Annotated in this window: 13 protein-coding genes; 5 read left to right on the forward strand and 8 right to left on the reverse strand. The window is 69.0% G+C overall.

The features are described 5' to 3' along the window. Positions 1-165: 165 nt before the first annotated feature. Genes AC5DRG_RS42530 through AC5DRG_RS42550 form a run of 5 tightly spaced genes read left to right on the forward strand, consistent with a single transcriptional unit; the run spans position 166 to position 5,002 of the window. Positions 166-972, forward strand: coding sequence for an ABC transporter ATP-binding protein (locus AC5DRG_RS42530; RefSeq protein ID WP_491805207.1), 807 nt, complete (start codon positions 166-168; stop codon positions 970-972). After that, positions 960-1,772: an ABC transporter ATP-binding protein gene (locus AC5DRG_RS42535; protein ID WP_491805208.1), complete on the forward strand. Its 813-nt coding sequence runs from the start codon at positions 960-962 to the stop codon at positions 1,770-1,772. Before AC5DRG_RS42530 ends, AC5DRG_RS42535 begins: the two co-directional genes overlap by 13 nt. Beyond that, positions 1,769-2,659, forward strand: coding sequence for a branched-chain amino acid ABC transporter permease (locus AC5DRG_RS42540; RefSeq protein WP_491805209.1), 891 nt, complete (start codon positions 1,769-1,771; stop codon positions 2,657-2,659). Before AC5DRG_RS42535 ends, AC5DRG_RS42540 begins: the two co-directional genes overlap by 4 nt. Then, positions 2,652-3,743 (forward strand): branched-chain amino acid ABC transporter permease, encoded by a 1,092-nt coding sequence (locus AC5DRG_RS42545; RefSeq protein ID WP_491805210.1) that lies wholly within the window; start codon positions 2,652-2,654, stop codon positions 3,741-3,743. The genes AC5DRG_RS42540 and AC5DRG_RS42545 overlap by 8 nt, the downstream gene beginning before the upstream one ends. Then, positions 3,740-5,002, forward strand: a complete 1,263-nt coding sequence (locus AC5DRG_RS42550) for an ABC transporter substrate-binding protein (RefSeq protein ID WP_491805211.1) — start codon at positions 3,740-3,742, stop codon at positions 5,000-5,002. The genes AC5DRG_RS42545 and AC5DRG_RS42550 overlap by 4 nt, the downstream gene beginning before the upstream one ends. Positions 5,003-5,065: 63 nt before the next feature. Here the strand turns inward: AC5DRG_RS42550 and pssA are convergent, their stop codons facing one another. From pssA to AC5DRG_RS42590, 8 genes are all read right to left on the reverse strand, one after another. Further along, a complete protein-coding gene (gene pssA, locus AC5DRG_RS42555; RefSeq protein ID WP_491813304.1) occupies positions 5,066-5,884 on the reverse strand; it encodes a CDP-diacylglycerol--serine O-phosphatidyltransferase in 819 nt (272 codons plus the stop codon). Positions 5,885-5,906: 22 nt separating this feature from the next. Further along, positions 5,907-6,563, reverse strand: a complete 657-nt coding sequence (locus AC5DRG_RS42560; RefSeq protein ID WP_491805212.1) for a phosphatidylserine decarboxylase — start codon at positions 6,561-6,563, stop codon at positions 5,907-5,909. Positions 6,564-6,733: 170 nt separating this feature from the next. Further along, positions 6,734-7,939 (reverse strand): acyl-CoA dehydrogenase family protein, encoded by a 1,206-nt coding sequence (locus tag AC5DRG_RS42565; protein WP_491805213.1) that lies wholly within the window; start codon positions 7,937-7,939, stop codon positions 6,734-6,736. Between the two features lie 2 nt (positions 7,940-7,941). After that, positions 7,942-8,454 carry a MaoC family dehydratase gene (locus tag AC5DRG_RS42570; protein WP_491813305.1) on the reverse strand — a complete coding sequence of 171 codons (513 nt, stop codon included), beginning with the start codon at positions 8,452-8,454 and terminating at the stop codon, positions 7,942-7,944. A 2-nt stretch (positions 8,455-8,456) separates the two neighbouring features. Then, positions 8,457-9,428 carry an HpcH/HpaI aldolase/citrate lyase family protein gene (locus tag AC5DRG_RS42575; RefSeq protein ID WP_491805214.1) on the reverse strand — a complete coding sequence of 324 codons (972 nt, stop codon included), beginning with the start codon at positions 9,426-9,428 and terminating at the stop codon, positions 8,457-8,459. Next, entirely contained in the window at positions 9,425-11,491 is a 2,067-nt protein-coding gene (locus tag AC5DRG_RS42580) for a protein meaA (protein ID WP_491813306.1), read from the reverse strand. Before AC5DRG_RS42580 ends, AC5DRG_RS42575 begins: the two co-directional genes overlap by 4 nt. 101 nt (positions 11,492-11,592) lie before the next feature. After that, positions 11,593-12,936 (reverse strand): crotonyl-CoA carboxylase/reductase, encoded by a 1,344-nt coding sequence (gene ccrA / locus AC5DRG_RS42585; RefSeq protein WP_491805215.1) that lies wholly within the window; start codon positions 12,934-12,936, stop codon positions 11,593-11,595. Between the two features lie 421 nt (positions 12,937-13,357). Then, positions 13,358-14,170, reverse strand: coding sequence for a TetR family transcriptional regulator (locus AC5DRG_RS42590; protein ID WP_491805216.1), 813 nt, complete (start codon positions 14,168-14,170; stop codon positions 13,358-13,360). Positions 14,171-14,303 lie beyond the last annotated feature (133 nt).

A 14,303-nucleotide genomic window follows, 5' to 3' on the forward strand; every position in this document is an offset into this window, starting at 1 on the left:
CCCGGCTTGGGCAGGCCTCTTGCACGCGGTGTTGTGCGCGTGCACAACGGGCGGCCGTACCCGCTGGTCACCGGCAGCGATTCGGCCGCGACCCGTGGACGGACGTCCGGCCCGGTGCTGGGGTGAGCGCCACACAGCGCGACGGCGGAGGAAGGGGGCGACGCCATGGGAGGCTCCGATCTGGTCGTACGGGACCTGTCGGTCGGGTACGGGCCCGTGCGCGCCCTGCGCCGGGTGTCGCTGGAGGTGCCGGAGGCGGCCGTGGTGGCCGTCCTGGGCGCCAACGGCGCCGGCAAGTCGACGCTGCTGCGGGCGGTGAGCCGCACCCTCTCCTTCCACGGCGGGGCGAGGACCGAGGGCACCGTGACGCTCGGCGGACGTCGTATCGACGGGCTCGCTCCCGACCGGGTGGTGGCCGCCGGGGTGTCCCAAGTGCCGGAAGGGCGGCGGGTGTTCGCCCGGATGACCGTCGCGGACAACCTCCGGGCCGGGGCGCTCGGGGCCGGTGGCAGCCGTGCGGACCGGGCCGCCGCCCTGAGCCGCGTCCATGAACTGTTCCCCGTCCTCGCGGAACGGGGCCGGCAGCGCGCCGGGCTGCTGTCGGGAGGTGAGCAGCAGATGCTCGCCGTCGCCCGCGCGCTGATGGCCGTACCGAAAGTGCTGCTTCTCGACGAGCCGTCGCTGGGCCTGGCCCCGCTGATGGCCGAGCGCATCGCCGACACCGTCCGTGAGATCAACGAACAGGGCACCTCCGTACTGCTCGTCGAGCAGAACGCGGCACTCGCCCTGCGCCTCGCCGGCCACGCCGACGTCCTGGAGGTCGGCGAGGTCACTCTCTCCGGCCCGGCCGCCGAACTGGCCGCCTCCGACGAGGTGCGCCGCCGCTACCTGGGTGTGGTCGACGAGGATGCCGCCGCCGATGCGGCGGGCGCCGCACGGTCCCACCCGGCGCTGTCCAGATGGGAGGGTTGAGCAAGGTGGAGGAACAGGTCAGGGACACCGTCCCCCCTCTTCACGTCGACCGGCTCACCGTGCGCTTCGCCGGACTCCTCGCCCTGGACGACGTCACCTTCACCGTGCGCCCCGGCACCGTGCACGCCCTGATCGGCCCGAACGGAGCGGGCAAGTCGACCTGCTTCAACGTCCTGTCCGGGGTCTACCGGGCCACCTCGGGCACCGTCCGCTTCGGCGGCCACGAGCTGACCGGGATGCCCCCGCACCGCATCGCAGCCCTGGGCGTCGCCCGCATCTTCCAGAACCTCGCCCTGCCGCCGCACGCCACCGTCGAGGACAGCCTGCTCCTTGGCCGGCACCGGCTGACCAGGACCGGCTTCGTCGCTGCCGGGCTGCGGCTGCCGTCGGCGGCGCGCGAGGAGCGCCGGCACCGTGAACGCGTCCGGGAGATCGCCGCGTTCGTCGGCCTTGAGGACCACCTGGAGCGGCCCGCGGGCTCCCTGCCCTACGGGCAGCAGAAGCTCGCGGAACTCGCCCGCGCGCTGTGCATGGAACCCCGGCTGCTGCTGCTCGACGAACCGGTGGCCGGCATGACGGCCGACGAGCGGCGCGGAGTCGCGGGCGTGATCGCCGGTGTCCGCGACAGCCTCGGCATCTCCATCGTCCTGGTGGAGCACGACATGGGAGTGGTGATGAGGCTCGCGGACACGGTGACCGTCCTCGACTTCGGCAGGCTGATCGCGGACGGAGCTCCGGCCGACGTACAGAACGACCCGGCAGTGGTCCGTGCCTACCTCGGCGAGGAGGCCGCGTCGTGAGCGCCTTCGCCGAATTCCTCCTCAACGGGGTCTCGCTCGGCTCCGTCTACGCCCTCATCGCCCTCGGATTCGTCGTGATCTTCCGGGCCACGGAGGTCGTCAACTTCGCGCACGCCTCACTCCTGCTGGCCGGCGGATACGTCACCGCCACCCTCCACGACGACATCGGGTTCTGGCCCGCGCTGCTGGCCGGCATCGCGGGCGCCGCACTGGTCGGAGCGGCCGTCGAGTTCCTGGTGATGCGTCGCTACCGGGGCAGCGACCAGAGCGTGCTGGCCATCGTGACCATCGGCGTCGACATCCTGCTCACCACCGAACTGACCCGGCGCATCGGCACGGACGTCCTGACGATGGGCGACCCGTGGGGCGACGCCGTTCTCTCCGTCGGGCAGGTCTCGATCGCCCACACCCGGATCGCCGCCTTCGTCGCCGCCGCGCTGCTCATCACGGCGTTCCTGCTCGCCTTCCGCTACACCACCTGGGGCGTGGCGATGCGCGCGGCCGCCGAGAGCCCGGAGACCGCCGCCCTCATGGGCGTCCGGCTCGGCCGGGTCTCGCTGGGGGCCTGGGCCGTCGCCGGGGGACTCGCGGCCGTGGCCGCCCTGTTCCTCACCGTCTTCCCGACCCCGGGCCTGGAGCGGGCCACCTCCCTCGCCGCCCTCAAGGCGTTCCCGGCGGCGATCCTCGGCGGTCTCGACTCGACGACGGGAGCCCTGGTGGGCGGCCTTCTCGTCGGTGTGACCGAGTCCCTTGCCACCGGCTACCAGAGCGAACTGACCTTCCTGGGCCGGGGATTGGGCGATCTGGCGCCCTATCTGGTCATGGTCGCGATCCTCCTCATCCGGCCCGCCGGCCTGTTCGGCACGAAGGAGCTCGCCCGTGTCTGAGGCTCTCGCGGGCGGCACCCGGCCGCTGTGGCTCACCCGCACCCGTACGTACGTCTGGGGCGGCGGCACCGTCCTGCTCCTCGCGCTGCCCTTCTACCTGGACCGCTTCTGGCTCCAGGCGGGCCTGTTCGCCATGGCCGCCGCGATCGGCGCCATCGGCATCAACCTCCTCACCGGCGCCACCGGCCAGCTCTCCATGGGCCACGCCTTCTTCCTCGCCGTCGGCGCCTACGGCTACTGCGCCTTCGCCGGGGACGGACGCGACGGCCTGACCGGAATCGGCCTGCCGACCTGGTTCGCCGCCGTGCTCGCCACGCTGGTCGCCGGAGTCGCGGGCGGCCTGTTCAGCCCCATCGCGGGCCGCCTGCGCGGCGCCTACCTCGGTATCGCGACTCTCGCGCTGATCTTCATCGGCCAGCACGTACTGTTCAACGCCCGCGACCTCACCGGCGGCTTCAACGGCCGGGACGTACCGGCCCTGAACCTCTTCGGCCTCACCTTCGACGACCGCGAACTCCTCGTCGCCGACGTGCCGTTCGGGTCCGCCGAGAAACTCTGGTACGCCGGACTCGTCGTCCTTCTCGGCTGCGCACTGTTCGCCCGCGGCGTGCTGCGCGGCCGTCCGGGGCGGGCCATGAACGCGATCCGCGACCACCGCATCGCGGCCGGGGTGATCGGCGTGCCCGTCGCCCGCTACCGCGCCGCCGTCTTCGTCCTGTCCTCGATGTACGCGGGCCTCGCCGGGGTGCTGCTCGCGCTCGTCTTCCAGCGGACCGTGCCCGACTACTTCGGCATCGCCCTCTCGCTGGAGTACCTCGCCATGATCGTCATCGGCGGGCTCGGCTCGGTCGCCGGAGCGGTGCTCGGGGCGGCGTTCGTCTCGCTGCTGCCGCAGCTGCTGACCCGCTACAGCGACGCGCTGCCTCTGGTCTCCGACCCGGGGACGGGCGGGATCGCACCGGGCGAGGCGTCCCGGTACCTGTACGGCGCCGCCGTCGTGGCGGTGGTGCTCTTCCTGCCGGGCGGCCTGGTCAGGGTGGCCGTCCGGCGCCGCGTCGGACGCAATCCAGGGGAGGAACGATGACCACGACGTATGCGGCCAGGGCCGCCGCGGGCGCGCTCGCCGCGCTGCTCGTGCTGGCCGGCTGTAGCTCCAAGGCCAAGGACGACGGCGACGGCAAGAGCACAGCGGGCGGCGTCAAAACCGGTGAAGGGATCTCCGGCAAGACGATCACGCTCGGTGTGCTCACCGACATGACCGGCGTCTACGCGACCCTCGGCAAGAGCGTCACCCAGGCCCAGCAGCTGTACGTCGAGCAGCTGAACGCCGACGGCGGCGTCTGCGGCTACAAGGTCGCTCTCTCCATCCGCGACCACGGCTACGACCCCCAGAAGGCCGTCTCCGGATACACGGAGCTGGCGCCGAAGGTGCTGGGCTTCACCCAGTTCATCGGCTCGCCGTTCGTCGCCGCGGTCAAGCAGCGCGTGGACGGCCAGGACAAGGGGCTGGTGCTGCCGCAGGCGTGGGCGCACACGCTGCTCGGCAGCCCGTACATCCGGGTTATCGGTGCGACGTACGACATCGAGACGATCAACGCCATCGACTTCCTGATGCGGGAGAAGGGGATCAAGAAGGGCGACAGGATCGGGCACGTCTACTTCGAGGGCGACTACGGCGAGAGCGCCCTGACCGGCTCGAAGCACATGGCGAAGGAGTCCGGCCTTACGGTCGTCGAGCAGAAGATCAAGCCGACGGACAACGACATGACCGCCCAGGTCGCCGCGCTGAAGAAGGCGGGCGTCAAGGCGATCGTGATCAGTGCGGGACCGCGCCAGGCGGCCTCGCTCGTCGGCGTCGCGGCCGCGAGCGGCTTCGGCGTCCCGATCATCGGCAACAACTCGGCCTTCGCCCCGCAACTGCTCGCCACGGAGGCGGGCCCGGCCCTGATGAAGAACTACTGGGTGGCTTCCCCGTCGCTGCCCGTCGGGGCGGACACCCCGGAGGCGAAGCAGCTCGTGGCGGACTACCAGGCGGAGTATCCGAACGACGCGCTGGACAACGGCGTGGTGGCCGGCTGGACCGCGGCCTCCGTCTTCGGCGAGGTCCTGAAGAAGGCCTGTACGAGCAAGGACCTCACCCGCGAGGGCGTGGACAAGGCCCTGCTGACGATCGACGCCTTCGACGTCGGCTTCGGCATCACACAGGACTTCACCGAACCCAAGAGCCCGTCGTCCAGGCAGAGCGTGATCCTCCAGCCGGACAAGACCGTCACGGGAGGCATGAAGGTCGTACGGGAGGCGGCGGCCTCGTCGGTCGCGGAGGCCTACACACCGGGTACGTGAGGGCGACACGAGGAGGGCCCGGACCAGAAATGGTCCGGGCCCTCCTCGCTGTCACCGATACGGCTACGGCAGCTGTGCCGCCCGTGCCTCACGCCTGTTGTCGCGGAAGTTGTTCACCCGGCGAGCCGTGGCGAACAAGGGGATCACCGCGCCCGTGACCAGCTGCAGCGCACAGCCGGTCTGGAGGAGGAGCTGGCCGCTGGGCGCGTCGAAGGCCCAGGCCGCCAGCAGGCCCATCGAGACGACGATCCAGGTCAGCATCGCCACCGCGAGCCGCCCCCGCGGCTTGGGGTACTCGACCCGGCTGACCATCAGCCACGCGGTGCCGAGGATCGCGAGGAGCGTCGCCACGAAGGGCAGCTCAAGCAGCACGATCGAGACCACCGTCAGTGCGCCGAACGGCGAGGGCATGCCCTGGAACATCCCGTTCGGCACCGTCACGCACGAGAACCGCGCAAGCCGCAGCACCACCGCCAGCAGCACCACGATCGCCCCGACCGCGGCCACCCGCTGGTACGCGTCGTCGGCGACCATGCCGTAGACGAGGACGAAGTACGCCGGCGCGAGGCCGAAGCTGATCAGGTCGGAGAGGTTGTCCAGCTCCGCGCCCATGGGCGACGAGCGCAGCTTGCGCGCGACCAGGCCGTCGAACAGGTCGAAGACCGCCGCGCACAGCATCAGGATGACCGCGGTGGCCGCGCTGTTGCGGGCCATGCCGGATTCCTGGCTGTCGGTGAGGTGCGGGATGAGGATGCCGGTGGTGGTGAAGTACACCGCCATGAAGCCGCACGTCGCGTTGCCGAGGGTGAGGGTGTCCGCTATTGAGAGGCGGAGAGAGAGGGGCATCTCCTCCTCGTCGTCCACCTCGTCGGCCTCGGGCACCCAGCCCGCCTGGGTCTCCGGATCAATCACGGTCAATGCGAGTCACCCCAGCCACGGTCTTCTGACCGACCTCGACCGCGACCTCCACGCCCTCGGGCAGGTAGATGTCGACGCGCGAGCCGAAGCGGATCAGCCCGATGCGGTCACCCTGCTCGACCTTCGTGCCCTGCGGCACGTAGGGGACGATGCGGCGAGCGACCGCGCCGGCGATCTGGATCATCTCGATGTCACCGAGTTCGGTGTCGAAATGCCAGACTACGCGCTCGTTGTTCTCGCTCTCCTTATTGAACGCCGGAACGAACCCACCCGCGATGTGCTCGACCGACGTCACCATGCCGGAGAGGGGCGCCCGGTTGACGTGGACATTGAGCGGGCTCATGAAGATCGCGACGCGGGTACGGCCGTCCTTCCACGGCATGATGCTCTGCACCACACCGTCGGCGGGCGAGATGACCCGGCCCTGGGCGATCTCGCGCTCGGGGTCGCGGAAGAACCACAGCATGCCCGCCGCGAGCGCGGTGGCGGGTACGGCCACGGCCTTGGCGGCGCCGGACTTGCGCGCGCGTACCAGGCTGAGGGCTGCGGTGGCGACGGTCGGGAGAAGCCACGGCGATGCTCCGCGCGCGAGGCGTACGCCTGCCAGGCTGTCGCGAGGTGCAGAGGTTTGGCTGTGGGGCATGGATGACCTTCGTAGCGGATGATGCCGCGCTGTAACGGGGGACGGCGGCTTTCCCGGGATCGTACCGGTCGCGGACTACAACTGGGCAAGCCAGGAAGCCGAGTCGACGGCCGAGGGGTGTTGACGGGGTGTGATCTTCTTCTCGAAGAAAGCACCCCGAACCCGGACATCTAGCCCTGCAGCCGATACTCTTCGAGCAGCCTGCGACCGATGATCATTTTCTGGATCTCGGCGGTACCTTCACCGATCAGCAGCATCGGGGCCTCACGGTAGAGGCGCTCGATCTCGTACTCCTTGGAGAAGCCGTAGCCGCCGTGGATCCGGAAAGCGTCCTCGACGACTTCCTTGCAGTACTCGGAGGCGAGGTACTTCGCCATCCCTGCTTCGAGGTCGTTTCGTTCGCCGGAGTCCTTTTTGCGTGCCGCGTTCACCATCATCGCATGGGCGGCCTCGACCTTGGTAGCCATCTCCGCCAGCTTGAACTGAATGGCCTGGTGCTGGGCGATCTGCTTCCCGAAAGTGTGACGCTGCTGCGCGTACGAGACGCCCAGTTCGAAAGCACGCTGAGCGACGCCGCAGCCACGCGCCGCCACGTTGACGCGCCCGACCTCCACTCCGTCCATCATTTGGTAAAAACCTCGGCCGGTGCTGCCGCCCAGGACCCGATTGGCCGGAACGCGCAGTCCGTCCATGATGAGTTCGGTCGTGTCGACGCCCTTGTAGCCCATCTTGTCGATCTTCCCGGGGATGGTGAGGCCGGGGCGGACCTCTCCGAAGCCGGGCTCCTTCTCGACCAGGAAGGTCGTCATCGACTTGTGGGGGGCGGTGCCCTCCGGGTGTCCTTCGTCACTTCGCACGAGTACGGCGACGAGCGACGACGTACCGCCGTTCGTCAGCCACATCTTCTGGCCGTTCAGGACGTACTCGTCGCCGTCCTTCACCGCCTTCGACGTGATCGCCGACACGTCCGAGCCGAGCGCCGGCTCCGACATGGAGAACGCGCCGCGGATGTCTCCCAGCGCCATGCGCGGCAGGAAGTGGTCCTTCTGCTCCTGCGTGCCGTGCTGCTTGAGCATGTACGCCACGATGAAGTGCGTGTTGATGATGCCGGACACCGACATCCAGCCGCGCGCGATCTCCTCGACGCAGAGCGCGTAGGTGAGGAGCGACTCGCCCAGACCCCCGTACTCCTCCGGGATCATCAGGCCGAACAGGCCCAACTCCTTGAGCCCGTCGACGATTTGCTGCGGGTACTCGTCGCGGTGCTCCAGCTCGGTCGCGACCGGGATGATCTCCTTGTCCACGAAGTCGCGGACGGTGGACAGGATCTCCTGCTGGACGTCGGTCAGACCGGCGGTCTGGGCGAGTCGCGCCATGACTACTTCCCCTGTTCCTTGAGCTGGGGGCGGCCCGGCTGCTCGCCGCCGCGCTCCTTGATGTACGCCTCGGTCGGCACCATGACCTTGCGGCGGAACACACAGACCAGCGTGCCGTCCTGCTTGTAGCCCTTGGTCTCCACGTAGACGATCCCGCGGTCGGTCTTCGACTTCGACGGTGTCTTGTCGAGGACCGTCGTCTCGCCGTAGATCGTGTCGCCGTGGAAGGTCGGCGCCACGTGCTTCAGCGACTCGATCTCCAGGTTGGCGATCGCCTTGCCCGACACGTCCGGCACGGACATGCCCAGCAGGAGCGAGTAGATGTAGTTCCCGACCACGACGTTCTTGCCGAAGTCCGTCGTGTTCTCCGCGTAGTTGACGTCCATGTGGAGCGGGTGGTGGTTCATGGTGAGGAGGCAGAAGAGGTGGTCGTCGTACTCGGTGACCGTCTTTCCGGGCCAGTGCTTGTAGACCGCCCCGACCTCGAACTCCTCGTAGGTGCGCCCGAACTGCATGGTCACGCCTCCGGAATCTCGAACTTGCTGGTGCGCTGCATGCCGGCCGCACGCCCCTTGCCGGAGATGACCAGCGCCATCTTGCGGCTGGCCTCGTCGATCATCTCGTCGCCGAGCATCGCGGAGCCCTTCTTGCCACCCGCCTCGGACGTGCAGTAGTCGTACGCGTCCAGGATCAGCTCGGCGTGGTCGAAGTCCTCCTGCGAGGGCGAGAAGATCTCGTTGGCCGCCTCGACCTGGCCCGGGTGCAGCACCCACTTGCCGTCGAAACCGAGGGCCGCGGCGCGCTGGGCGACCTCGCGGTAGCCGTCCACGTTGCGGATCTGGAGGTAGGGGCCGTCGATCGCCTGGAGGTTGTTGGCGCGGGCGGCCATCAGGATCTTCATCAGGATGTAGTGGTAGGCGTCCGCCGGGTAACCGGGCGGCTGCTCGCCCACGACCAGCGACTTCATGTTGATCGACGCCATGAAGTCGGCCGGGCCGAAGATGATCGTCTCGACGCGCTGGGAGGCCGTCGCGATCTCGTTGACGTTGTTCAGACCCTGGGCGTTCTCGATCTGCGCCTCGATGCCGATCTTGCCGACCTCGAAGCCCATCGTCTTCTCGATCTGCGTCAGCAGGAGGTCGAGGGCGACGACCTGCTGAGCGGTCTGCACCTTCGGCAGCATGATGCAGTCGAGGTTCTGGCCCGCACCCTCGACGACCGTGACGACATCGCGGTACGTCCACTCCGTCGTCCAGTCGTTGACGCGCACGACCCGCGTCTTGCCCGTCCAGTCACCCTCGTTGAGGAACTTGACGATGGTGTGCCGCGCCTCGGGCTTGGCGAGCGGCGCGCACGCGTCCTCCAGGTCCAGGAAGACCTGGTCGGCCGGGAGGCCCTGCGCCTTCTCCAGGAAACGGGGGTTGCTTCCCGGGACCGCGAGACAGGAGCGTCGCGGACGAAGCCGGTTCACGGGGGCGGGCGTGGTCATGCGGGGACCTCCAGGGGGTCGAGCTTGTTCGCTTTCCGGATCTCGTCGACGATGCGGCCGATGATTCCGGTGATGTCGAAGTCCTTCGGGGTGAAGACCGCGGCCACTCCGGCGGCCCTGAGCTGCTCGGCATCTCCATTGGGGATGATCCCACCGGCGATGACAGGTATGTCTGTGGCACCGGCCACACGCAGTCGCTCCAGCACGTCCGGCACCAGCTGGGCGTGCGAGCCGGACAGGATCGACAACCCGACCGCGTGCACGTCCTCGGCGACGGCCGCGTCCACGATCTGCTCCGGGGTGAGCCGGATGCCCTGGTAGACGACCTCGAAGCCGGCGTCACGCGCGCGTACGGCGATCTGCTCGGCGCCGTTGGAGTGCCCGTCCAGGCCCGGCTTGCCCACCAGGAAGCGGAGCTTGCCGACGCCCATGTCGCTCGCGGTGGTCTCCACCTTGCGCCGCACGGCGGCCATGGCCGTGCCCTCCTCGGCGGGGACGGCCACCGGCGCGGACGACACCCCGGTCGGCGCGCGGAACTCGCCGAACACCTCGCGCAGCGCCCCCGACCACTCGCCGGTCGTGACCCCGGCGCGGGCGCACTCCAGGGTGGCCTCCATGAGGTTGTCCGTGCCCTTGGCGGCCTCCTTCAGCCTCTCCAGCGCCTTGCACGGGCGGGGGTGGTTGAAGGGCGGCTGGTAGCGCGTGTCGCGCCAGTGGGTCAGCGCCGACACGACCCGGGCCTCGACGGCGGGGTCGACCGTCTGGATCGCGGTGTCCAGGTCGGCGGTCAGCGGGTTGGGCTCGGTCGTCTCGAAGATGTTGACGCCGACGATCTTCTCCTGACCGGACTCGATACGAGCGCGGCGCTCGGCGTGGGACGAGACGAGCTGCGACTTGAGGTAACCCGACTCGACGGCGGCCATCGCGCCGCCCATCTCCTGGATGCGGTCGATCTCCGCGAGGGAGTCCTCGACGAGCGCGGCGACCTTCGCTTCGACGACGTGCGAGCCCTCGAAGATGTCCGCGTACTCCAGCAGGTCGCTCTCGTAGGCGAGCACCTGCTGCATCCGCAGCGACCACTGCTGGTCCCAGGGCCGGGGCAGACCCAGCGCCTCGTTCCAGGCGGGGAGCTGGACGGCACGCGCGCGTGCGTCCTTGGAGAGGGTCACGGCCAGCATCTCAAGGACGATCCGCTGGACGTTGTTCTCCGGCTGAGCCTCGGTCAGACCGAGCGAGTTGACCTGGACGCCGTAGCGGAAGCGGCGCTGCTTGGGGTTCTCGATGCCGTACCGCTCGCGCGTGACCTTGTCCCAGATCCGCCCGAAGGCCCGCATCTTGCACATCTCCTCGACGAAGCGGACGCCCGCGTTCACGAAGAAGGAGATACGGGCGACCACATCGCCCATGCGCTCCGCGGGCACCTGCCCCGAGTCACGGACGGCGTCCAGCACGGCGATGGCCGTCGACATCGCGTACGCGATCTCCTGGACCGGCGTGGCGCCGGCCTCCTGGAGGTGGTAGCTGCAGATGTTGATCGGGTTCCACTTGGGGATGTGGGAGACCGTGTACGCGATCATGTCCGTCGTCAGCCGGAGCGAGGGACCCGGCGGGAACACGTGCGTGCCCCGCGACAGGTACTCCTTGACGATGTCGTTCTGGGTCGTCCCCTGGAGCTGGGTGATGTCGGCGCCCTGCTCCTCGGCGACGACCTGATAGAGCGCCAGCAGCCACATGGCGGTGGCGTTGATGGTCATCGAGGTGTTCATCTGTTCCAGGGGGATGTCCTGGAACAGCCGGCGCATGTCACCGAGGTGCGAGACGGGGACCCCGACCCGGCCGACCTCGCCGCGGGCGAGGATGTGGTCGGGGTCGTAGCCGGTCTGCGTCGGCAGGTCGAACGCCACCGACAGGCCCGTCTGGCCCTTGGCGAGGTTGCGCCGGTACAGCTCGTTGGACGCCTCGGCCGTGGAGTGACCGGCGTACGTGCGCATGAGCCACGGCCGGTCCCTTTCCTTTTGCGCCTGCGGCTGAGGGCGCTCTGTGCCGGTGTCGACGTTCCTCAGCCCGCGGTCGCTGCGCTCCCTTGTCTTCGTCTCTTTCGACACCGGCGCGCCCTCAGCCGCAGGCTCTGTCTGACGCTCAGTCATGTACGGGACCTCGGCCCTCAGATGTTCCGGAAGCGGTTGATGGCGTCGATGTGCTTGGCGCGCAGTTCCTCGTCGCGCACGCCGAGGCCCTCCTCGGGGGCCAGGCACAGGACGCCGACCTTGCCCTGGTGGAGGTTGCGGTGCACGTCGTAGGCGGCCTGTCCGGTCTCCTCCAGGGAGTACACCCGGGAGAGCGTCGGGTGGATCTTGCCCTTGGCGACGAGCCGGTTGGCCTCCCAGGCCTCGCGGTAGTTGGCGAAGTGCGAGCCGACGATCTTCTTCAGGGACATCCACAGGTAGCGGTTGTCGTACTCGTGGTTGTAGCCGGAGGTCGAGGCGCACGTGACGATCGTGCCGCCCTTGCGCGTGACGTAGACGGAGGCGCCGAAGGTCTCGCGGCCTGGGTGCTCGAAGACGATGTCGACGTCCTCGCCGCCGGTCAGCTCACGGATGCGCTTGCCGAAGCGCTTCCACTCCTTCGGGTCCTGGTTGTGCTCGTCCTTCCAGAACTTGTAGCCCTCGGCGTTGCGGTCGATGATCGCCTCGGCGCCCATGGCCCGGCAGATGTCGGCCTTCTGCGGTGAGGACACGACACAGATCGGGTTGGCGCCGCCCGCGAGCGCGAACTGCGTGGCGTAGGAGCCGAGTCCACCGCTCGCGCCCCAGATGAGGACGTTGTCGCCCTGCTTCATGCCGGCGCCGTTGCGGGAGACCAGCTGCCGGTACGCGGTGGAGTTGACCAGTCCCGGTGCGGCGGCCTCCTCCCAGCTCAGGTGGTCCGGCTTGGGCATCAGCTGGTTGGACTTGACGAGCGCGATCTCCGCGAGACCGCCGAAGTTGGTCTCGAAGCCCCAGATGCGCTGCTCGGGGTCGAGCATGGTGTCGTTGTGGCCGTCGCTCGACTCCAGCTCCACGCTCAGGCAGTGCGCGACGACCTCGTCTCCGGGCTTCCAGGCGTTGACGCCGGGGCCGGTGCGCAGGACGACGCCCGCGAGGTCGGAGCCGATGATGTGGTACGGCAGGTCGTGGCGCTTGGTGAGCTCGGAGAGCTTGCCGTACCGCTCCAGGAAGCCGAAGGTCGCCATCGGCTCGAAGATCGACGTCCACACGGAGTTGTAGTTGACCGAGGAGGCCATCACGGCCACCAGGGCCTCGCCCGGGCCCAGTTCGGGCAGGGCGACATCGTCGAGGTGGAGCGACTTGCGCGGGTCCTTGTCGCGGGTCTCGAGACCCGCGAACAGCTCGGTCTCGTCCTTGTGCACGGTGATCGCGCGGTACGACTCGGGGAGCGGCAGGGCGGCGAAGTCGGCCGGAGTCGAGTCCGGCGACTGGATCGCGTCGAGGATGTCCTTCACGGTCACGGTGTTGCCTCCGGCGGTGAGCGCCCTGAGGGAGGGGCGCTGACGGTTACGTCGGTGCTGCTGAGGGTGGGTGAGGGTTGCCGTCGGTTCGGCGGGCGGTGCTGTTCGGCAGCGCTTTGTGGCGCGGGAGGTTGCCTGTGACGCAGGCGTCCGGGCGCGCGGCCAGTGGTGGCTGCGGGGACAGCCGGCGTACGAAAGGTCTCTGCACGCCGGCCGCCCGGACTCCTTCAAGGTATGACACCGCGTGTCACCTCGCAAGGCACTGAGTGCCAGAACGTTCCCTCAGATGAAATCTTTACGTAACAAATGAGCGATGATCGATCGAACGGGCTCTGAGATCTGCGCGAAAAGGGGCTCTGACATGCCAAAACGGCCACCCCGTGGGGTGGCCGTCATCACATGGGTGAAGCGATCTCAGCGTTCAGCGTTCTTTGAGCGCCTGCTCGATGGTGCGCATGACCTCGTCCAGCGGGGCGTCCGTGCGGGCCACGGTGACCAGGACCTCACCCTGCGTGGAGACGGAGGCCGGGGCCGTGGGGCGCGGTGCGGTCTCCCGTCCCGCGCCGATGCCCGTACCGAACGTCTTCCGCACGATCGCGAAGGCATGGTCCAGCTGGGTCTCGACGTCGCCCTGTCCGCCCGCCCGCAGCCAGCGCCGCAGCACGTGGTTGTGGGCGGTCACCACGGCGGACGCGGCGACCTCGGCCAGCAGCGGGTCGTCGTTGGCGTCGTCGTCGTGCGCGTGCTCGTCGAAGTGACCCAGGAGATAGCGCGTGAAGAGCCGCTCGTAGCGGGCGACCGACGCGATCTCCGCCTCGCGCAGGGTGGGCACCTCGCGCGTGAGCTTGTAGCGGGCGACCGAGATCTCCGGCCGGGCCGCGTACATCTTCATGACTTCCTTGATGCCACGGCACACCGTGTCGAGCGGGTGCTCGTGCGCCGGAGCGGCGTTGAGTACCGCCTCGGCACGGATCAACGTGTCGTCGTGGTCGGGGAAGATCGCCTCTTCCTTGGAACGGAAGTGGCGGAAGAACGTACGGCGGGCCACCCCGGCCTGGGCCGCGATCTCGTCGACGGTGGTCGCCTCGTAGCCCTTGGTCGCGAACAGCTCCATCGCCGCGGCCGCCAGCTCGCGGCGCATCTTGAGCCGCTGGGCGGCCGCGCGACTTCCGGCGGCACTCTCCGGCGCGTCGGGCGTGGCAGGTGTACGTGAGGACTTGGCGGGCTGGGACATGACCCGAACGTACTGCATGTGCGCAGCTTGGTGCGCATGTCGGGGGCTTCCCCCGCCCTCGACGGGCGGGGGAACGCAGGGCTGGGAGGGCGGGGGAGAGCTGGGCCGGGAGAGCGGGGGAGAGCTGCCGGGG

The sequence above is a fragment of the Streptomyces sp. JLBG701 genome (assembly GCF_058544905.1).